Here is a 20,193-nt window from a genome sequence, read left to right as displayed (position 1 = left end):
CCCCGATCACGGCTCTTTCGCCGCATTCCGTTACGCAACCACATTATCATATGTATACAAAAATAACATATGTTGACAAGAGCGTTGTTACGTCAGATATCATGTGGTAGGACCAGCTACAAGTCCTGACAGGAGGCTTGATGTCGGAATTCGATTACAGTGGAGGATCGGTTGAGCGGCGCGGATCGCCCGTGCGTAGCAATCGGACACCGACTCCGGGAGATCGAAAATGAGCAGCAATCCGTTTCAGTTCGATACGTTGAAACGCGCGCCCCTGTCCTTTCAGGTTGCCAACAAGATTCGGGAACGCATCGAATCGGGTGAAATCGAGCCGAGCGCTCAACTGCCCAGCGAACGCGAATTGAGCGAGTCCTTTTCGGTCTCGCGCGTCGCCATCCGCGAGGCTATCCAGCTCCTGCAGGCCCAGCGCTTTGTGGAAGTGAGGCATGGCAAGGGAACCTATGTCGTCGAGCCTGCGGTTCGCAGCGCATCGTCGCTCGACAGCTGGATCGGCCAGCGCGAGGAAGCGCTGCGCATGATGGTCGAGCTGCGCAAGATCGTCGAGCCCGGCATCGCCGAACTCGCCGCCCGCAAGGCGACGCCGGAACGCGCCGCCCGCCTGATCGAACTCGCCCGCAGGCTGGAGACGGCACCGCCCGAAACGCTTTCGCAGACCGATGCCGATTTTCACCGAGAAATCGCCGCGATCACCGAGAACACGCTCGTTGACGAGTTGCTGCGCTCCTGTCTCGACCGGACCGAACCGCTGCGCCTGCGCACCTTGCGCGACACCTCCGGACGCGATCTCGCCGCCAGCGGTCACCTGGCGATTGCCCAGGCGATTGCCGCCGGCGATCCCGACGCCGCGCGGCTGGCGATGGAGGCCCACATGAACGACGCGCTGCGCAGCATCTGAGGAACCGCGGAGACTTCGCAATGGCATTGAAACTATTGGGTAATTGAGGGAGGGACCATGAATCTCGTCAAGCAACGCACGACCATCACGCCGCAGGAAATCCTCGACGGCGCGCCGATGCAGCAGACCGACAAGGCCGTCCGCGACCTGAAGCTCGTCTATCCGGACACCGGTCTCGATGCCCGCACGCTGTGCATGGGGCTGGTCGAAATCGACCCCGGCCACGCCTCGCCGATGCACCGGCACAATTGCGAGGAGGTCTATTACGTCCTCTCGGGCAATGGTGCGCTGGAGATCGACGGCGAAACCCATCCGCTGGTCGAGGGTGGCGCCTCGCTGCAGCGCCCCAATCTCAAGCACCGTGTCGTCAACACCGGCGACGTGCCGCTTCGCCTGCTGGTGATCGGCGGCATCATGATGGTGCCCTTGTGGCCGCAATGGCCGACGAACTCGCCCTACGAGGTGTTCGAGGGCGACACGGCCAACGCTGCCGAATAATCCGGACCGGACCGGGAGGGGAGATCCAGAATGTATGACTACGTGATCGTCGGCGGCGGGGTCGCCGGATGTGTGCTGGCCTATCGGCTGAGCGAAGATCCGAATGTACGGGTCGCCGTTCTGGAATACGGCAAGGCCGGCAACGACAAGAAAACCATGGTCAAGATGCCGCTCGGCATGGTCGCCTTCATGATGCCGAACCTGGCATTCCTGGGCGGCCCGAAGATGACCTACATGTACAAGGGCCAACCCAACCAGGGGCTCGGCGGCAACGCGCTCGACCTGCCGCGCGGCAAGGCCGTCGGCGGCTCGTCGATGATCAATGGCATGATCGTCATCCGCGGCCAGTGGGAGGATTTCGACCACTGGGAGGAACAGGGCGCCACCGGCTGGTCGCGCGACGAGATGAAGCGCTATTTCATCAAGTCGGAAAACTTCGAGATCACGACCAACCCGAACTACACCCCCGGCCACCACATCCAGGGCACGCCGGTCAAGGACATGGTCGACTACAGTTTCCACGGCACCGGCGGCCCCTACAATGTCGCCCCGCCGCGCAGCCCCAACCCGATGTGCGAGGTCTATTTCAAGGCCTGCCAGGAAGCCGGCTACAAGCTCAACGCAGACTTCAACGGCGTCGACCAGGAAGGCATCGGCTACCACTGGCTGCAGCAGAAGGGCGGCGAGCGCTGGGGCATGGAGTCCGGCTACGCGGCGCTGGCCCGCAAGCGCAAGAATGTCGAGTTCATCACCGAAGCCAAGGTGCTGAAACTGGTGATGGACGGCAAGCGTGTCACCGGCGTCGACTATGAGCGCGACGGTCAGAAACAAACGATCAGCGCCGGCCGCGACGTGATCATGGCGCTTGGCGCCTTCAACACGCCGCAAACGCTGATGCTGTCGGGCATCGGCCCGGTCGACGAACTGGCCAAGCAGGGTATCGAGGTCGTCCACGCACTGCCCGGCGTCGGCCAGAACCTGCACGACCACCTCGATACATGGGTCAAGCAGGAAGCGACCAATTACGAGACCTACGGCCTGTCGCCGCGCGTGCTGCACCGAAACATCGGCCATGTGCTGAAGTGGATCTTCGCGCGGCGCGGTGCGTTCACCTCCAACACGGCCGAAGCCGGCGGCTTCGTCAAGTCGGGTCCCGATGCCGAGCGCGCCGACCTGCAGCTGTTCTTTTGCACCACCATCGCTTCGGCCCAGGCCGCCGACAGCTTTTTCACCCATGGCTGGGCGATGCACGCCACCGATCTCAGGCCGCATTCGCGCGGCCATGTCGGCCTGCACAGCGCCGACCCGCACGAGCAACCGCTGATCCAGCACAATTTCTGCCAGGACGACCGCGACATGCAGCGCCTGATCCGCGGCATCGCGATCATGCGCGAGATCACCGACCAGCCGGCCTTCAAGCAATATGTCGGCCGCGAGGTGGAACCGGGCCGCGACCTGCAGACGGACGACGAGTTGCGCGACTACATCAAGTCCCACTGCATGACGATGTATCACCCGACTTCGACCTGTGCGATTGGCACCGGCAAGATGGCCGTCACCGACCCGCAAACGATGAAGGTGCACGGGCTGGATGGCCTGCGCATCGCCGACGCTTCGGTGTTTCCGTCCGTCACTTCGGGCAACACCATGGCGCCGACGATTGCCGTGGCCGAACGCGCCGCCGATCTGATCCGGGCCGGGTGATCGGGCGGCATCATGGGCTCTTGAGGGGGAGAAGGCGGGCGGCGGGGTAGTGGCGGTTGGCCGTGTACCCCGCCCTCCGCGTCTTCCCTTTTCACTGGCGGCCAATCTCCACCGACGAGGCGCGCGCCATCGCCGCCGCGCCTCATTCCCTGAGACCGGATTGTCGTTGAACTGGAAGACGGGCGGTCAAAGCATCGCAACGTCTAAAAGGTATAGCGATCCTCGGACCGCCCGCTCGGTGGTCTTGCAGCTTCGGTCGGCGGCCCGGAACTTTGTCCGGGAAAACAAGACTGCGCGCGCCGCTTCATGCCGCCCTGACTTGGGGGTTCATCACCCAGTGACACACCTCTGCGCCACCAGCCAGGCACCGTCCCTCTCTCCATCAGCCGGTGTGCACGACAGACTTCCGTAAGAAGGCGGGAGCGATTGTAAGGGCGGTTTGGGGAGCGGTGGACAAGTTTGTTCGAAAAAGCCGGATCTCCGGGATTGTCGATGGATCTGATCCAACAAAGGCGCGCACTGCGGCCAGCGAACGTTGTGCCACAGCCACAGCAGGATGGCGCACGCGCATAGTTACCGTCATATGGGAACGCGGCAGGGTGTCGGCCCTGCCCTCATCCAATCCGGCCTCGAAACACCGTCGAGCAACAATGCGCGAGAGCGGTCGACAAAACATTCCGCAATGACAGGGTAGTCTTGTACAACCACCGAACCACCTCAGGACAGACAAGGACAGGAGATGCAGCGAAGAAATCGAAAAAAAAAGTGCTTCTGCGGAGGGAGCACCTGCCAATGAAGCTGCACTCGCTTTTCCCGATTGTCCTTTCGGCAAGAAAGACTGACTAAACGAGCGCCCATCTCTCTAGCCCCCGCCAGACTTATTATGCAGTACCTCCCTGTTGAAAGAGCGCCTCCGTGTCGACTGTTTCTCCAACAATCAGTTCTGTTCTACCCGGCCCAATTCCTAGCGGAAACGCCTCCGTAACGTCTTTGAAGCTCAAGGTACCATCGGTAATAGCGCTGATATGTTGAAACAATGTCGCGTTCCCGGCGGGGGAATCCCACGCATCAGCCGCGCCAAAATAAACGAAATGCAGGCGGATAGACTTTCACGACAAATCTTCACACTGAGGTAGTGGGTTGATTTTCCGTGTTAGCAATCGGCCGCCATGTAATAGACGCATATCCGGAATTGATCGGGAATTACAGCAACATGACATAAAAAACGACATGGAATGCACCAATATTTGCGAAATCACGCAGAGTTTGTATGATCGATTACTTAGCCGCCATGAAACTCTGAAATATATACAACCAAAATAGGGGAAGATGATGTTCAGCTACGCTCCTGTGGTTCGCAGCCAAGCCGGACCCTATTCCGGAGCGGCACTTGTAGGAACTCACTCGGTTTCACTCGGATGGAGCTTTGACGATGTGTCGCTGCGAAATGGACTACGCGGCTTCGGAATTCGACGCTCTGAGTTCGATAGCAATGACGAATTGATCGACATGCATTGGCTGGGCGGATTCAAGCGTTTTAGGGAAAACGACGATGGAACCGCAAATGATGTGACTTCGCTTTCAGCGCCATTTCAGCGGTTCCGCTGGAACGAATACACGCTGCGCCCCGGACGCAGTTATCGCTACGAAGTCTTTCCCATGCGCGGCAATCCCACTGCTTTAACAAGAGATGAAGACCCCGTTGTCTTTGAATTCACCCCCGCACCGGAAGATGACGGGGACTTGGGTATTTACGTCAATCGCGGTGTAACTGCGGCGAAGGCGTATTTTCGGCGGTTTGGCGATGTACACCCCAGAGATGTCAATCCAGAGGGAAGCGCCTATGCCTGGTTGTCACGCGGCTTAAAAGAATCGCTTCTTCGCTTCATTCGCGACGCGGTTGCAGGCAACGCTTTGCATGTTGCAATCTACGAATTCTTTGACGACGAAATTGTCGGGGCGCTCAAGGATGCAATCGGACGGGGCGTCGATGTGTCAGTCGTGCACGATGCCAAGGAGGGTAAAAAATCCACAGTAGAAAACCTGCACGTCATCGAAAAGTTTAATCTGCACTCCCATACAACCGCGCGTACAACCGTCAACATCAGCCACAACAAGCTGGTCATCAGGCTCGAGGAAGGCGTGCCCACGATGGCTTGGGCCGCATCCGCGAACTTCTCTGAAAATGCTTTCAATTTCCAGACAAACACAGCGCTCGTCATCCGCGACGCACAAGCTTGTCAACACTTCGAAGACTATTTTCAGAATCTTACCGGCAATCCCAGCAAGGCCGACAGTAAGGTCTTCAACCGGGCCTTGATGAACCAAGCCGCGCAACAAAGTCCGCGCTGGGCAGAAACAACCTTTTTTTCTCCCATTTCGCAACTGGATATAGTGGAGGCATCTGTCGAACTTATCCGTAATGCCGAGGACATAGTGCTCATCTCGGCACCGTTTGGCGTCCATAGCACTATGAAATCGGCATTGCAGGAGGACATGTCTGCACGCGTTCAATATGGTCTGGCCAATGCGACAGCCAGTTCAAGAATTGAGGATCTGCGCAATCGCTCGACGCGTTTCTTCCCCCCAAAGAAGCTACACACATATGCGGAAGAGCGCTGGGATGCCAAGGCTTTTGGTGCGCACAAGATCCACGCAAAGATGATAGTTGTCGACCCTTTCGGCAGCAATCCGAAGGTCTTGCACGGTTCGGCCAATTTTTCGAAGGGATCATGCAAAGACAATGACGAGAATGCAGTGTTAATAGAGGGAAACAAACGCCTTGCTGCCGTCTTGGCGACAGAATTCATGCGAATGTACGACCATTACAAATCGCGTTGGTGGATCAGTGAATTGCATGGCAGCGGTCTACCGCAGAACATTCATCTAAAAAGCGACGACTCTTGGAGCGACACTGCATTCAACGAGGCTTCAAATAGCCATAAGTTTCGCGACAGATTGGTATTTTCAGCGACGCCTTAACTCAATCGGGTTAGTTGCCGAGTTAACGAACCAACGTAACGTCATCGGTTTTCAAAGGCGGCTAGAACTGGCACTTGGAGCATATGGTGGGTGAGCACGGGCTCGAACCGTGGACCCGCTGATTAAGAGTCAGCTGCTCTACCATCTGAGCTACACACCCGGGAAGTCGGGTTCTCTAGTCTCCTGCGCGCGTTTTGTAAAGCCCTCAAACCATGAGGCTGCCCTCGGCCACCTTCACCGCCGCACCACCGATGCGGGCGCTGCGGATGGCACCGCGTTCGGCGTCGATTTCCAGCCGGATATGGGACGGCCGGCCCATCTCGATGCCCTGCTCGATCCCGAACACGGTCGGCCCGTCGTCGAGCCCGTCGAAATGCGCGATCGCGCCGGCAAAGGCGGCGACAGCCGAGCCGGTGGCCGGGTCCTCGTCGATACCGTGATGCGGCGCGAACATGCGGGCGTGAAAGGCGCAGTCATGGCGCACCGTGTCGCGGCAATAGACAAAGGGGCAAGGCACGGCGAGCGGGTCGCTCTCCTCGAAAAGCGCCAGCCAAAGCGCCGCGTTGAAACGCGCCCGCGCCGCCGCCTCCAACCCGTGAATGGGCACGCAGACATAGGGAACACCCGCCGTCCAGGCGCTGACGACATGGTTTTCAAAGCCGATATCGGCGGCGTCGAGGCCGAGCGCAGCCGCGACGGCGGCGCGGTCTAGGTCGCAGGGATGCGGCTCCGGCAGACGCGGCAGGTCGAATTCGGCATAGCCCGCCTCGCCTTCGCGGCGCACCGCGCAGCGCACATTGCCGACATTTTCGCCCAGCACCAGGAGCCGGTCGAGATCGGTCCCGCCATCTCGCTCGGCCAGCGCAATCGCCGTGCCGACGGTGGGGTGGCCGGCAAACGGCAGCTCGCCGCCGGGCATGAAAATGCGGATGCGCGCGGTCTGCGCCGGTGCTTCAGGCGGCAGCACGAACACCGTCTCCGACAGGTTGAACTCGCGGGCGACTGCCTGCATTGACACGTTGTCGAGCCCGGCCGCGTCAAACACCACCGCCAATGGGTTGCCCGCCAGCGGACTGTCGGTAAAAACGTCATAAATTGCATAGGGGCGTGTCATGGCGGCCTCGGTATCGATGGTCTTTCCGCAATGGATATCCGGTCATCGCCGGCAAGTGGAGCATCAAAGCGTGACCGTGACAATTCCCGCGAGGAAGAGATTGGAAAGGGACAAGCCGCATGAGCGACACTGCTGACAAGGGCCTTTACCTGGATGACCTTTATGTGGGCCAGGAATTCGTCTCCGGAACACAGCGCCTCGACGCCGAAGAAATCGTTTCCTTTGCCGCGCGCTACGACCCGCAGCCCTTCCATCTCGACGACGAGGCGGCCAAAGACACCCTGTTCAAGGGCTTGGCGGCAAGCGGCTGGAACACGGCGGCGACCTCGATGCGGCTGCTTGTCGAATGCGCGCCGTTCGCCGACGGGCTGATCGGCGGCCACGCGGACGTTTATTGGCCGATGCCGACGCGTCCCGGCGACGTGTTGCAGCTCACCGCGACCGTGGAGGAGATCGTGCCATCGAAATCGCGGCCCGAACGCGCCCGCGTGATCGTCAAATCGATCACCCGCAACCAGAATGGCGAGACGGTCCAGGTGATGACATCGCGGCTGATCGCCTTCCGCCGGCCGGAAAACCGCTAGGCCGTCCCGACCCCATCGAAGTGCCAGTCGGCAAGCTGGCGGGCATAGGGCCTGAGCAGCGCGCGGCTGTCGTCGTCGCCGCCGATACGCACCGCGCCTTCCACCTCGTCGTCGCCGGTGGCCGCCTGGTGTTCGGCGAGCCTTGCCGCGCATTCCGAAAAGCTGAAGGGCAGCCGGCAACGCCGCGCCACATGAAACGAACCGCCGACATGCGACGCCAGGAAACAGTCGTCGAGCCTGCCGGCGGAAAGCGCGATGCCGGTCTCCTCGCCAAGTTCGCGCGCGATGCTGCGGGTCACGTCGAAACGCCCGGCGGAGACATCGCCCGCCTCCAACGAGCCGGCGGGAAAATAGACCGCACCCGCCGTCGCGGTGTGCGCGGCCATGCGCACGGCAAACAGCGCTTCATCGGCCGTGACCGGCATCGAGGTGCCGGTGATGTGGCAAATCGAGGGGTCGCTGGACGGATCGGAGCGCCAGAAGAGAAAGGTCGCGAAATCGGTGCGATGCGCGGTCGCCCGCAATACGCCGCCCTCGATCGCCGTCTCGCGAAACAGGTACATCGGCCCGTTCCACAGCCGCGGCGACCGTGCCAGCCGCTCGGCCCAGAACGCTTCGATTGCGGCGCGGCGGTCCTCGCCGAAGTCGAGCGGCGCGTCCGATAGGTCGAGAACCACCTCCGATAGCACGTGAATTCCGTCCGCAATCGCCGTCATCTATCTGCTTGCTCCCTGCCCTTCGCCTGCTCCGACATGCGTCACTAGCACCGCCCCGGCGAAGAGGCATCCGGCACGAGACGATTTGATCCAGATCAATTCGTCAATTCGCATGTGTTTATATAAACGATCACGAATTCACAAACGGAGCTATTCCCATGTCGCCCCAATCGCCATCGACACCCTATAACCCGCTTTACTTTCTCGCCGCGCTCGGCGCCGGCGGCCTGGCCGTGTCATTCTTCATGTACATCATGTGGATGACGCCGCATGCCGGCCAGCCGATCCCGTCGTTTACGACGCTTGTCGCCGCCTTCCAGACCGGCGCGCTGCCGATGCAGGCGCTGATCGCGGTTTCCATCCTCGGCATCGCGGTGTTCTCGGTGCTGCATGTCCGGCTGCTGATCTGGAACTTCACCCGCTTCAGAAGCTGGAACCGCAGCGAAGCCGCCGGCAAGCTGCGCGCCGGCAACGCCGAAACCCAGTTGATGGCCATTCCGCTGACGCTCGCCATGAGCATCAATGTCGGCTTCATTGTCGGCGCGGTCTTCGTACCGGGCCTGTGGGAGACCGCCGAACTGCTGTTCCCGGCCGCGCTCGTCGCATTTGCGGCCATCGGCTACTACGCGTTCAGGCTGTTTGGCGACTTCATGTCGCGGGTCCTCGTCGAAGGCGGTTTCGAATGCGCCAACAACAACTCGCTGGCGATGATGCTGTCGGTGTTTGCCTTCGCGATGATTGGCGTCGGCTTTTCCGCCTCGGCCGCGATGAGCCACAATCACGTCACCTCGGTCATCGGTTTCATGGGCGCGACGCTGTTCATCGCCGCCGCCCTCGTGTTCGGCGCCGTGTTCCTGGTCATGGGCTTCCGCTCGATGATGGAAAACCGCGCCAACCCCGAGACCGTGCCGACGCTGTGGATCATCATCCCGTTCCTGACGGTCGTCGGCATCGCCGTCTACCGCATGAAGATGGCGCTGGCGCACAATTTCGGCGTCGAATGGCTGGCCGGCGACCGCTTCGCCTTCCTGGTCTCGCTGTTTGCCGTGCAGCTCGTCTTCGGCATTGTCGGCTACGCCGTCATGCGCCGCAGCCGCTACTTCGAGACCTATGTCTCCGGCGAGGGCAAATCCTCCGGCTCCTACGCCCTGATCTGCCCCGGTGTCGCGCTGTTCGTCTTCGGCAACTTCGTCGTCAACCCGGGCCTGGTCGGCCTCGGCGTGCTGGCCAAATTCTCGATCGCCTGGTTTGCGATTTATGTGCCGCTGGTTGTCCTGCAATTGACAACGATCAAGGTATTCTTCCGCCTGAACAGCAAATTGTTGAAACCGGCGGAACGTGATCCTGGCGCGTTGGTTCCCGCCGAATAGGCGTCCCGTCTCCCTTCCAATCCCGGACGCCGAATGAAGGCCGCGGAGAATCACTCCGCGGCCCTTTTTTTTTCGCGGGTTTGGCCGGTGACAGCCGATCATTGGCAGTTCGACGGATGCAGACGCGGCGGCATGCAGGCAGGCTTCGGCGCATGGAGGTCTGCAATGACGCTGATTGATCGATACGACCGGGTGTCGCCGGTATGGGAAACGGCCATGCAGCGGCACGGCTTCGGCGCCGCCTATGCGAGCCTTTTCGAGGCGCTCGCCCTGCCCCGCAAGCAATGCGTTTGCGACATGGGTACCGGCTGCGGAGACTTCGCCGCCGCGTTCGCGGCCAGTAACGGCCCGGTCGAGCGCCTGACCCTTGTCGATCCCTCAAGACGCATGCTCGACATCGCCTGCGACCGCCTCGGCGGAAACGCGCGGATTGTCGACCGCCTCGAAGCCCGGCTGGAGGAAACCGGCCGTTATCCGGCCTTCGACCTGCTGCTCGGCGCCCATGTCATCGAGCATTGCGCCGATCCCGCCGCCGCAATCGCCGCACTGGCTGACATGGTCAGGCCGGGCGGGCATATCGTGCTTTCGGTCAGCAAGCCGCATCTGTGCCAATGGCTTATCTGGCTGCGATGGGGGCACCGCTGGTTCGCGCCGGAAAGCGTGGACAACTGGTTGGCCGCCGCCGGTTTCGTCAATCTCCGGCGGTTCGAATATCCAAGCGGAATTCCGGCCCGGGTCAGCATGGCCTATGTCGCTGAGCGCGCATCGCCCTGAACGACCGACCGGACATTGCGGCAGCGGGCACGCGCGTTCACAATGGGGCATGACGGCTCCGCCCGCATATTCGGTCGCCCAGACCTTTCCCGCAGCCCCGCGTGGGCGCTTCCAGTTCGATCGCCACTATCTGCTCTACGCATCGTCCGGGTCGATGCGGCTGGATGCTGAAGGCACCGCCTGGTCGCTGCCGCCGGCGCGTGCCGCGCTCATTCGCGCCGACGAGCCGATCGATGTGACCATCACCACGACAATCGCTTGCCGGTCGGTCCTGTTCGCGCCGGAAATCTATCCGGCGCCCGATGCCGGGGTGAGCGTCTTCGACGTGTCGCCGCTGGCCCGCGAACTGATACTCGAATGTGCGCAGTGGGGTCCTGAAACGGATGGACAATCGGGTTACGCCACTTCGCTCTTTCAGGCGCTGGCCAATGTCGCCTGGCAGGCGGCCAGCAACCCGCTGCGCCTCTCCATGCCGCTTGCCCGCAGCGACACCGTTCGCCGGGCGATCGAACTGACCGAGGCCGGCCTGACGGAAGATCTGGGTTTCGCCGATCTGGCGCGACAACTGGCGACCAGCGAGCGGTCGCTGGCACGGCACTTCAGCGACGAGCTCGGCATGACATGGCGCCAGGCACAACAGCGGCTGCGGGTGATCCGCGCCGTCGAGGCGCTGGCGGCCTCGGACCGGCCGGTCACCGACATCGCTTTTTCGCTCGGCTACAACTCGATGTCGGCCTTCAACGCCGCCTTTCGCGCGCTGACCGGCAAGACCCCCTCCGAATACCGCGCCAGCTTCCGCCCGGCCGAATAGACCATGACCATTGAAACCGGGCCCGTCCGTAACGAACTGGTCTGACATGAGCACCGACACAGACCTCGGAGCATTTCGGGCCATGAAGGGATCGCGGATCCTGATCATGACATACGGCACCCGTGGCGATGTCGAACCGATGCTGGCGCTTGCGCTCGGGCTGAAACGCGCTGGCATGGCGGTCGCCATCGCCACCTCAACCCGGTTTGCCGAATGGATCGGGGACTACGGGATCGACGCGCTGCCGATCTCCGACGATCTGCTGGCGATGATGGACACGCCCGATGGGCGGATGCTGCTGGAGGGCAGTTCCAGCGTGCTGGCGCGTATCCGAGCCGGCGTGCGCATGCAGCGGGCCGCCACGCCGATCAATGTGCGCATGATGTTCGAATGCGCCTCGGCGGCCGACGAATTCCAGCCGGACCTGATCGTCTACCACCCGAAGATGTTCGCCGGGCCGCACATCGCCGAGAAGCTGGCAATTCCAGCAGTCCTGGCTGTGTTTCAGCCGCTGTTCGTACCAACCGCCGACTTCCCGCTCGCCGGCCTGCCCGACAGCCGGCTACCTGGCTGGAACCGGGCGACCTACAACCTGGTTGCGTTGTCGATGCGTTTCTACCGCAAACGCATCAATGCGTTTCGGCGCGACGAACTCGGCCTTGAGCCGGTGGACGCCGGAGGGGCGGTGACGATGCCACCCGGCGCGGGCCGGATTCCGGTGCTGCATGCCGTCAGCCCGCATGTCATTCCGCGACCAGCCGACTGGCCCGCCCATGCCCACCTGACCGGCTACTGGCCGCTTCAACGCGGCGCCGAATATGCACCGCCAGAACCATTGCGGGCGTTTCTGGAGGCCGGGCCGCCGCCCGTCTATGCCGGTTTCGGCTCGATGATGAGCGCGGACCCCGCCGCGCTGGCGGAATTGCTGGCGCAGGCGTTTCGCAAGGCTGGCGTGCGCGGCGTGATCGGCGCCGGCTGGGCCGGCCTCGACACCGCCGCCTCCGGCGATGTGTTCGTGACACCGCCGGTGCCGCATGGCTGGTTGTTTCCGCAGACCGCAGCCATCATCCATCATGGCGGCGCGGGCACCACGGCCGCCGCATTCCGCGCCGGCGTGCCCTCCATCATCTGCCCGTTCATCGGCGATCAGCCATTCTGGGCCCGGCGCGCGCATCAGCTCGGCGTCGCGCCGCCACCCTTGCCCCGCTCGAAGCTGACAGCGGAAGGACTGGCCGTATCCATCCGCGACGCCGTCTCCAACCCCGCGATGCGCGCCAAAGCAAAAGATCTCGGCAAGAAGCTCGAAAGCGAGACCGGCGTCGACAACGCCGTCGCACTGATTGCGGGACTGCTGCCATCGGCATGACTACGCCACATTTGAGCGCGACACCGTGCCGGCCGCCGGCGCGAACGGCGGCGCCCCTACCCCCAAAGCAAGAGACGACCCATGAACATCATCAAATCGGCCATTCTCGCCGGCGCTCTCGCAGCCGGCATCGCGGCGCCCGCCGCCGCGCAGGAACGCGTCAAGCTCGGCATGCTCGACTGCAATGTCGAAGGCGGTTTCAACTTCGCCATCGTCACGCGCAACAATCTCGATTGCACGTTTACGCCGACAGTCCCCGGCCTGTTCACCGAGACCTATAGCGGCTCGATCGGAAAGTTTGGCCTCGACATCGGCAAGACCCAGAACACGCTGATCCGCTGGGCGGTGATCGCGCCGACCGTCGACGGCCTGTCCGACGGCGCGCTGGCCGGCACCTATGGCGGCGCCTCGGCCTCGGCCTCGCTGGTGGTCGGCCTTGGCGCCAATGTGCTGGTCGGCGGCTGGGAGAACTCGATTGCGCTGCAGCCGGTCAGCCTGCAATCGCAGGAAGGCGTCAATGTCGCCGTTGGCATCGCGCAGCTGAGGCTCAACGCCGACTGACGAAAGAAAAAGGCCGCGGAGATCCAACTCCGCGGCCTTTGCCAAATCGCCCCGCAGTCGAGCCTCACCAGCTCCAGACGGCCGGCTCCCACCCGTAACCCTGCCTCCGACGCGTCACATATCCAAGCCCAGGGAAGGGAAAGTGATATGCCAGCGCCAGCGTCCGGTCGGTCGCCAACTGGCCGAGCAGCCGCGAGCGGCTCTGCGTGCCAAGTTCCGGCTGCAGATCGAAGGCCGGAGTCCACTCCGGATGCGCCAGCGATGTCACGTGGTGATGCACCACATCCGTCATATGGATCAGCTGCTCATCGCCACCATCGATCAACAGCGACATATGCCCGGGCGTATGGCCCGGCGTCTGGATGGCGTAGACACCCGAGGCAATCTCGTCGTCGCCCTGGACCATCGTGACCCGTTTGCCGATAGCGCCCAGGCTCGACTGGGCGACGCCAAGCGTGAACGCCTTGAAGTCGTCGGGCATCTGCATGCCGCGCAGATCCGGTGTTTCGTCGGCCCAGAATTCCCATTCGGCAGCCGAGATGAAATATTCGGCATTCGGGAAAGCGAGCGAGCCGTCGGGGTTCACCGTCGCCATCACGTGATCGGGGTGGCCATGTGTGATGACGATTTTGTCGATGTCGGCCGGATTGATGCCAGCGGCCTTCAGGTTTTGCGGCAGGAAGCCCATCGTCGGCCCCATCTCCGCACGGCCGCCGGGATCGACGAGGATCAGGCTGCCGCCTGTGTCGACGACCAGATGGTTCATGTGCAGCAACGCGCTCTGTTCATTCAGCGAGCGCGTTTCGGCGAGCGCGCCGAGCGAAGCCTCCTCCGCATTCGTACCGAAGGTCGGCAGCAGCGGCGAAATCGGTAACGCGCCATCGCTGACGGACAAAGCGTCGAACCGGCCGATCTTGAAGGCGTAGTAGGAAGGCGCGGTCGCAACAGGTAGTTGCCGGGCAAGCGCCAATGCGGGCGAAGCGATGACGGGAAGAGCTGCCGCGCCCTGGACAAGACGGCGTCGCGTCAGCCGGGCCTTACCAGCATCCGCGTTCGGGCGGAAGTTTTTCGATGGCATGATGTGTCTCCGTTCAGATGTAAGAAACGAGGCGTGCGTGAAGCGGCCCGAAGGCGGTTTCAACCAGGGTCGCCGGCTGTTAGCTATGTATTTTTGGAACGTCATGTCAATATATAAGATATTGCACTGCGGTAAGCTTCGACAAATCGATTTTTTCGCACTCAATGAGACAAGGTGCTTGCCTATATATCTGTTTTAATACGATATATTTCGTATTTCATTCATTGCCATGAAATTCGGAACGGCCTACATTGGGGCGCCGTGTGAGCAAATCGGCGTTCTGTACTGGAACGAGAATGAATAGAACCTCAGTGAAGACGCCGCGCGGCCGCCCGCGCGAATTCGACAGCGACGCCGCGATCGAGGCCGCGCTTCAGCTCTTCTGGACGAAGGGCTTCGAGGCGACGGCGATCTCCGATGTAGTCGCAGCGACCGGGGTCAACCGGGCGAGCCTTTATGCGGCCTTCGGCGGAAAGGAAGACCTCTTCTTGAAGGTGCTCGAACGCTACGAGACCAACTATGGCGGAACGGCAACGGCGGCCCTTTATTCGACCGGCAATGCCAAAGCGGTGATCCAGCGCTTCCTCGACCAATCGGCCGCCTATCTGACCGATCCCGGCCATCCGCGCGGATGCCTGGTGTCAAGCACATTGGCTGAAGCGCCGCACAGCGCGGCGGCAGCGATGCGCAAGCTGACGGACAGTCTCGCCCGCCTTGAAACCGCGATCTACAATCTGCTGCGTTCGGCGCAGACGAAGGGCGGTTTTGCTGCTGACGCCGACCCGAGAGCGTGGGCGCGGCACATTGTCGGCGTGACGCAGGGCATGGCCTTGGTAGCGAAGGTAAACTCGGACCCCACCGCCGTTTCCGATATCGCCCGCGTCACCATGACTTCATGGCCCGACAGCGCGGCAGGTCACGGATAGAGGCCGCATTATTCGGTTGGTTCGCGTTCGGTCAGAATGCGGTCCACCAGCCCCCACTCCAAAGCCTCTTCCGGCGTCATGAAACGGTCTCTGTCCAGCGCGCCTTCGAACTCCTCATAGGTTCGGCTGCAATGTTCAGCGTATAGCCGCGTCAACCGCTGCTTGGTGCGCAGGGTCTCCTCGGCATGGATCAGAATATCGGAGGCCTGCCCCTGGAAGCCGCCTGACGGCTGGTGGATGAGGATGTTGGCGTTTGGCAGGATCGCACGTTCGCCCGGCTCGCCCGCCATCAGGAGAAACGATCCCATGGACCGGGCCGTGCCCATGCAAAGCGTATGCACCGGCGCCTTGATGAAGCGCATTGTGTCGTACATCGCCAGACCGCTCGTTACCACGCCGCCCGGCGAATTGATGTAGAACTGGATCGGCCGCTTGGGGTTGTCGGCTTCAAGATACAACAGCTGCGCGCAGATCAGCGCCGACACCGTGTCGTTGACTTCGCCGTTCAGGAAAACGACCCGCTCGCGCAGCAGGCGAGAATAGATGTCGAAGGAACGTTCTCCACGGGCGGTCTGTTCCACCACCATCGGGACGAGTTGCATCGCTTCGCGCATGGGCGAACTCCTGGGTTGCAGTGATGTCGATGTGTCGAGATGCGCGCGTCAGGCGGCCAGCATCAAGGCCGGTTCGTTGCCATTCGCGGCATCAGTTCGCGTTCGCCCCAAACGGTTGTCGGTGAGGTGTTGGACAATCTTGAGGATCGTCCCGCCATTCGGCTCGGGCTTCAGATGAAACCGCACCACGCTTTCCAGATTGGGCGGCTCGCTGTCTCGCATTCGGTAGCAAACTTGCTCGCCAGGGGCTTCGATTTCCGGTTTCGCCTCGACGAGATCCTTACCCGGCAGCCACGCTTCCCGAAGCGCCGGAACAGTGATGGCGCGCCAGATCTTCTCGGGCGGTGCGTCAAGCTCATACTCCTGCACCAGTTCATCCGCATCGGCAAATTCGGCATTCGACGCTTCGGTTTCCAGGTCTGTTTTTCGGTCGGTCATTGGTCCATGTCCTTCAACAGGGCATTCAATGCATCAATGCGAGCGGGCCAGTAGGCACGGTACTTTGCGAGCCAGCCGGCGATGCGAACGAGGCCCTCGGGATCCACCTCGTAATTTACGATCCGGCCGTCCCTTTCGTGACGCACAAGCCTGGCCTGCCGCAGGACGGAGAGGTGCTGTGACATCGCGGGTTGGCTGATATCCATACCCTCCCGCAATGCAGTCGCGTTCTGGCTGCCATCGGCCAGTTTTTCGAAGATCGCGCGCCGCGTCGGGTCAGCGAGCGCCTTGAAGATGTCGTTCTCGATCATGAAAATACATAAGCACACACTTATTCAATGCGCAAGTCCAGTGCGATCAGGAATTCGAAAGCATAAACCGGCGAGCGAACCTCACGGGTTCCGCCTTGTCCACTCGTCAGCGACATCGCCCATGGTGATGGCCTTACCGCTCCTGATCCACGCCATGAACTGCCGGTCGAATTTGAAGTGCTCGCCGCACTGCGATTTCAGAAAACGGCGGACATTTTGCGTCGACTTGTAGTTGTCGGCGACAGGTGTCGCGCGGTCGATTGGGTCGCTGTGCCAGTCGAACTTGGCCATGGTCCGTTTCCCGAATGCGTTCCGCGATCAATGGCTGCTATGCCGCGGAGCGGTGCGGGCTGGGCTCCTCACCATCGAGATAAGCCTTCAAGCTGCTCCTGAAGAAGTGGTTCCAGCCGTCGAGGCAAATGTCCCAGCAGTTCAAGGTCGGCGTCAACCCGTCATGGGTCATTGTGATCCCGGTCTTGTCGCCAATGGACTCGAAATGCCAGATGATCTTCGTTCCCAGCCACTCCTTATCGATCTCCTTGGGCTGACCGTCGACTTTGTGATGCGCATCCACGCAGACCATCTCGATGCGGCTGACCTCGTCGAAGACCGTGGCCTCGAAGGTCCAGTGGCCGTAATCGGGCGGGAAACGCGCGGTGACCCTGTCTCCGACCTTCCCCAGTCCGCCTTCGGTCGTTTGCGTCCACCACCTGTCCATCCCGGTCGCAATGGCCTGAAAGCTGGCCTCGCGAGACGCCGAAACCTGAATGCTCTCCTGATAATATCGTGCCGATTCAACCATCGTCAGCTCCATCTGTTGGGTTCACATGGAGAATCGTGCAAAACATCCATTTTGAAAAGTAGGCATTATTTTGATACTATACTATCAAAATCATACTAACGGAGTTTCTCGTGCTTGATGAACCCGCTGCAGGGCTCTGCCCTGCCCCACTCGTGTTCGCCATGATCGGTGGCAAATGGAAACTGTCGATCCTGCAAATCCTGATTTTCACCGGGACCAAGCGGTTTGGAGAGCTTCGAAGGGAAATCCCTGCGATCACGCAAACGATGCTGACCAAGCAGCTTCGCGCGCTTGAAGACGACGGCCTGGTTCACAGACGGGTTTACGCAGAGATACCACCGCGGGTGGAATACAGCGCCACCGACGACGCCATCGGACTGATGCCCGCATTCCAGGCGATGCACCAATGGTGGGAAGCGAGAGCATCGGCGGCGACTTGAGCGCGAGTGGCGTCTTCATCTGCGCGGGGATTGGCGGCGCATGGGCGCAGGCCACATAGGTGATCGGGCTCGGCGTCCCGCGATCAATTGGTTCGCTACGTCGGTTGAACTTGACCATGGTCCAATTCGCAAATTCGCGACGATCAATTGCGGCCAGGAGTTCGAAGCGTCGACCATTGCAGGGGAAGATAACCGGTATCGCACGCCATGTTTCCGTGTATCTGCATAACGGCCCCATTAGGTTGGCCGGTCGATGTCTGCTCTCAGGATATCTGTTTCGTGTATCGTATGTATCTGGCCCAAAACGAATTCTCCAAATGGAGATATTCATCTCTTTTCTGATACCATGGCACGGTAGACAATAGTCCCGCCGAGATGCTGAGATGAAAAAAATCAAGCCCCCGATGGGTGTCGGCACGAAGTTTGTAGTGTTTTCGGCGATCGTAATGCTAGTATTGATCGCATACAATAGTCTCGAAATATTTGACGACACCAGTGACCCAGAGCTTTCAAACGGACTTCCGGATTCAACGGGTACGCATTCCGGAGATGTGAGAGCCGTACTCGACAAACTCCGTGACACGGCCGAAACCAACACAGACCCCGAACAACCGAGAGCAGGAGCGTCCAGCCAATCGAGCGGCGGAACCTTGGGCGTGCGCGGCGGTTGGTCTGACGTGGTGGTTCCGGCCGGCTGGAGTGAGAGCATCGCGTCAACGCGGGAACGCCTTTACGAGAATCGCTCGCAAACTACAATCTGCCAGATCGTCAAGTCGACGATGTCGGAAACCGGCCTGAGCACACGAACCTGGTTCGACGACTACGAGCTCAGTCTGCGTGAATCTCAGGCCATGGCGGCGGAAATGGCGGTCGAGATGATGGGCGCAGGCACGCTCCCCAGAGGCAGCATCACAGTCAGCGTAGATATGGAGTTTGATGAACGGCCCTCTGATGGTCTTTGGCGGATTGGAGCGCAATCGAATACTTACTTTTCAGGAGTGTCGCTGGGCAAGAAAGCCCACGGATTGATGGTGCGGGGCGATGACAGGCTGGATGTCACCTGTGGCAGCGGCGGGACCGGCAGCTCAATCCAGCTTGGCTTCGTGCGAGCCATCCGCTGGAAACCAGCCGGTTCGACTGCGGGTGCCGCGCAATGAAGTTCCTCGGGTTCTGCTTGTCGATGATTGGGCTTTACGTGGTCTACACGGGCACCGTTGGCATATATAATCAAACAGGTGGCCTTCATCTCGGGACCACGTTGTTCTCGATCCTCATTGCAACTCCATTCCTGGCCCTGGGTGCCTGGGCTTCTGGTCGAGGACAAGCGCAGATTCAGACAGAACGTAACTTGCAAGCACGAGAAGTCCTTGAGTCCGCGGCTTCTCCGCCGACAGCAGAAAACCGGCCCGCACAAGACATCGCGCTTTACCTACGTCCCTTCAAGGTGGACGGAGTTTTCGTGACAGATCACAGATCCATGAACATCTTTAACATGGATCAGTATGATCGAACCGGCACAGACGCATTGGAACGGATATTGGGCGACGCGGTTGCCCGCAGCTACACGACTGTTTCGGTGGCCTCAGGAAATGTTGAAATCTCTGGTGTCGGCCAGGTCGAAAAACTGGAGAACTGGCAGGAAGATGTCTCTTCGCTGATCGATCTTTCCAGCATAATCTTCGTCACACCGCTGCCATCGGAAAACACCTTCTGGGAGATTGGCGAAATCGTAAAAACCGGAGCATTGTCGCGAGCCGTGTTTATCATGCCGACACAACACAGCACCGTTGATCCAGATTTCGAAGTTGATAGCGAATGGGACAATGCGCGTCAGGCCATCAGGACGCGGATCGGGCTATCGCTGCCCCGATACGATGCCGGTGGTGGGTTTTTCCGGTTTCGCAACGTGGACTCCGCGCCGGACTTCGTTTCGGCCAACACCGGTGGAAGCCCAAATTCAGTGGCCAAAGCTATCAATCGACTGATTTGACCGCACCCAGCCGGACCGGGACCATCGCCGCAGAACAGTCGCGAGGGGATCGCAGCTCAAGACGCCGTGAAGACCGGCATACCCAATTGGTAGTCGCAGTAGGCGGCGTAACTCCCGCATTTTGAACAATCGCTGGTCTGGTTCTGTCGTTTAGAGCGGGAGCGGCGATTTTTGGGATGCCCGACCAATGCCAAAGTT

General features: G+C 60.8%; 22 protein-coding genes and 1 tRNA gene. 14 read left to right on the top strand and 9 right to left on the bottom strand.

The genetic code is table 11. The annotated features are described in order from the left end of the window. Positions 1-229: 229 nt before the first annotated feature. From ACO06R_RS07725 to ACO06R_RS07710, 4 genes are all read left to right on the top strand, one after another. Positions 230-916, top strand: coding sequence for a FadR/GntR family transcriptional regulator (locus ACO06R_RS07725; RefSeq protein WP_421858091.1), 687 nt, complete (start codon positions 230-232; stop codon positions 914-916). Positions 917-973: 57 nt separating this feature from the next. Further along, complete coding sequence (locus ACO06R_RS07720; protein ID WP_421858088.1) at positions 974-1,414, top strand: cupin domain-containing protein; 441 nt, start codon at positions 974-976, stop codon at positions 1,412-1,414. A 30-nt stretch (positions 1,415-1,444) separates the two neighbouring features. Then, positions 1,445-3,118 (top strand): GMC family oxidoreductase, encoded by a 1,674-nt coding sequence (locus ACO06R_RS07715; RefSeq protein ID WP_421858085.1) that lies wholly within the window; start codon positions 1,445-1,447, stop codon positions 3,116-3,118. A gap of 1,329 nt (positions 3,119-4,447) precedes the next feature. Then, complete coding sequence (locus ACO06R_RS07710) at positions 4,448-6,100, top strand: phospholipase D-like domain-containing protein (RefSeq protein WP_421858082.1); 1,653 nt, start codon at positions 4,448-4,450, stop codon at positions 6,098-6,100. An 84-nt stretch (positions 6,101-6,184) separates the two neighbouring features. Here ACO06R_RS07710 and ACO06R_RS07705 read toward each other — a convergent pair. Both ACO06R_RS07705 and ACO06R_RS07700 read right to left on the bottom strand, forming a co-directional pair. Continuing rightward, positions 6,185-6,260, bottom strand: a tRNA-Lys gene (locus tag ACO06R_RS07705). Between the two features lie 45 nt (positions 6,261-6,305). Further along, on the bottom strand, positions 6,306-7,214 hold the full coding sequence (locus ACO06R_RS07700; protein WP_421858079.1) for a PhzF family phenazine biosynthesis protein: 909 nt from the start codon (positions 7,212-7,214) through the stop codon (positions 6,306-6,308). Positions 7,215-7,333: 119 nt separating this feature from the next. Here ACO06R_RS07700 and ACO06R_RS07695 point away from each other — a divergent pair, with 119 nt between their 5' ends. Continuing rightward, positions 7,334-7,798 (top strand): MaoC family dehydratase, encoded by a 465-nt coding sequence (locus ACO06R_RS07695; protein ID WP_421858076.1) that lies wholly within the window; start codon positions 7,334-7,336, stop codon positions 7,796-7,798. On the opposite strand, the gene ACO06R_RS07690 is transcribed toward ACO06R_RS07695, so the two are convergent. Continuing rightward, a complete protein-coding gene (locus ACO06R_RS07690) occupies positions 7,795-8,514 on the bottom strand; it encodes a hypothetical protein (RefSeq protein ID WP_421858073.1) in 720 nt (239 codons plus the stop codon). The genes ACO06R_RS07695 and ACO06R_RS07690 overlap by 4 nt on opposite strands. A gap of 158 nt (positions 8,515-8,672) precedes the next feature. On the opposite strand from ACO06R_RS07690, the gene ACO06R_RS07685 reads away from it, so the two are divergent. From ACO06R_RS07685 to ACO06R_RS07665, 5 genes are all read left to right on the top strand, one after another. Next, complete coding sequence (locus ACO06R_RS07685) at positions 8,673-9,884, top strand: TsoY family (seleno)protein (protein ID WP_421858070.1); 1,212 nt, start codon at positions 8,673-8,675, stop codon at positions 9,882-9,884. Between the two features lie 165 nt (positions 9,885-10,049). Further along, entirely contained in the window at positions 10,050-10,658 is a 609-nt protein-coding gene (locus tag ACO06R_RS07680) for a class I SAM-dependent methyltransferase (protein WP_421858068.1), read from the top strand. Between the two features lie 49 nt (positions 10,659-10,707). Next, positions 10,708-11,469, top strand: coding sequence for a helix-turn-helix domain-containing protein (locus ACO06R_RS07675; RefSeq protein ID WP_421858065.1), 762 nt, complete (start codon positions 10,708-10,710; stop codon positions 11,467-11,469). A 46-nt stretch (positions 11,470-11,515) separates the two neighbouring features. Next, positions 11,516-12,835, top strand: a complete 1,320-nt coding sequence (locus ACO06R_RS07670) for a glycosyltransferase (RefSeq protein WP_421858063.1) — start codon at positions 11,516-11,518, stop codon at positions 12,833-12,835. Positions 12,836-12,916: 81 nt separating this feature from the next. Then, the gene (locus tag ACO06R_RS07665; RefSeq protein WP_421858061.1) at positions 12,917-13,396 is read left to right on the top strand and encodes a DUF992 domain-containing protein; all 480 of its coding nucleotides are present in this window, start codon (positions 12,917-12,919) and stop codon (positions 13,394-13,396) included. A 64-nt stretch (positions 13,397-13,460) separates the two neighbouring features. On the opposite strand, the gene ACO06R_RS07660 is transcribed toward ACO06R_RS07665, so the two are convergent. Next, positions 13,461-14,474, bottom strand: a complete 1,014-nt coding sequence (locus ACO06R_RS07660; protein ID WP_421858059.1) for an MBL fold metallo-hydrolase — start codon at positions 14,472-14,474, stop codon at positions 13,461-13,463. Positions 14,475-14,770: 296 nt separating this feature from the next. Here ACO06R_RS07660 and ACO06R_RS07655 point away from each other — a divergent pair, with 296 nt between their 5' ends. Continuing rightward, complete coding sequence (locus ACO06R_RS07655) at positions 14,771-15,400, top strand: TetR/AcrR family transcriptional regulator (protein WP_421858057.1); 630 nt, start codon at positions 14,771-14,773, stop codon at positions 15,398-15,400. Positions 15,401-15,408: 8 nt separating this feature from the next. Here ACO06R_RS07655 and ACO06R_RS07650 read toward each other — a convergent pair whose 3' ends face one another. From ACO06R_RS07650 to ACO06R_RS07630, 5 genes are all read right to left on the bottom strand, one after another. After that, a complete protein-coding gene (locus ACO06R_RS07650) occupies positions 15,409-16,014 on the bottom strand; it encodes an ATP-dependent Clp protease proteolytic subunit (protein ID WP_421858054.1) in 606 nt (201 codons plus the stop codon). A gap of 48 nt (positions 16,015-16,062) precedes the next feature. Then, positions 16,063-16,452, bottom strand: a complete 390-nt coding sequence (locus tag ACO06R_RS07645; protein WP_421858051.1) for an SRPBCC family protein — start codon at positions 16,450-16,452, stop codon at positions 16,063-16,065. Continuing rightward, complete coding sequence (locus tag ACO06R_RS07640; protein WP_421858049.1) at positions 16,449-16,763, bottom strand: ArsR/SmtB family transcription factor; 315 nt, start codon at positions 16,761-16,763, stop codon at positions 16,449-16,451. The genes ACO06R_RS07645 and ACO06R_RS07640 overlap by 4 nt, the downstream gene beginning before the upstream one ends. An 81-nt stretch (positions 16,764-16,844) precedes the next feature. After that, entirely contained in the window at positions 16,845-17,054 is a 210-nt protein-coding gene (locus tag ACO06R_RS07635; protein ID WP_421858046.1) for a DUF6434 domain-containing protein, read from the bottom strand. Positions 17,055-17,091: 37 nt separating this feature from the next. Next, complete coding sequence (locus ACO06R_RS07630; RefSeq protein WP_421858043.1) at positions 17,092-17,565, bottom strand: SRPBCC family protein; 474 nt, start codon at positions 17,563-17,565, stop codon at positions 17,092-17,094. A 110-nt stretch (positions 17,566-17,675) separates the two neighbouring features. Here ACO06R_RS07630 and ACO06R_RS07625 point away from each other — a divergent pair, with 110 nt between their 5' ends. The 3 genes from ACO06R_RS07625 to ACO06R_RS07615 all read left to right on the top strand — a co-directional run bounded on the left by ACO06R_RS07625 (position 17,676) and on the right by ACO06R_RS07615 (position 19,995). Next, a complete protein-coding gene (locus ACO06R_RS07625) occupies positions 17,676-18,005 on the top strand; it encodes a winged helix-turn-helix transcriptional regulator (RefSeq protein ID WP_421858040.1) in 330 nt (109 codons plus the stop codon). A 383-nt stretch (positions 18,006-18,388) separates the two neighbouring features. Continuing rightward, entirely contained in the window at positions 18,389-19,162 is a 774-nt protein-coding gene (locus tag ACO06R_RS07620; RefSeq protein WP_421858038.1) for a hypothetical protein, read from the top strand. Next, positions 19,159-19,995: a hypothetical protein gene (locus tag ACO06R_RS07615; protein WP_421858036.1), complete on the top strand. Its 837-nt coding sequence runs from the start codon at positions 19,159-19,161 to the stop codon at positions 19,993-19,995. Before ACO06R_RS07620 ends, ACO06R_RS07615 begins: the two co-directional genes overlap by 4 nt. Positions 19,996-20,193: the final 198 nt, after the last annotated feature.

This window comes from Oricola sp. (assembly GCF_965230365.1).
In the GTDB taxonomy this organism is placed as follows: domain Bacteria; phylum Pseudomonadota; class Alphaproteobacteria; order Rhizobiales; family Rhizobiaceae; genus Oricola.
The sequence above is the reverse complement of the archived record's forward strand: the minus strand, read 5'-3'. Positions and strand labels throughout refer to the sequence as shown.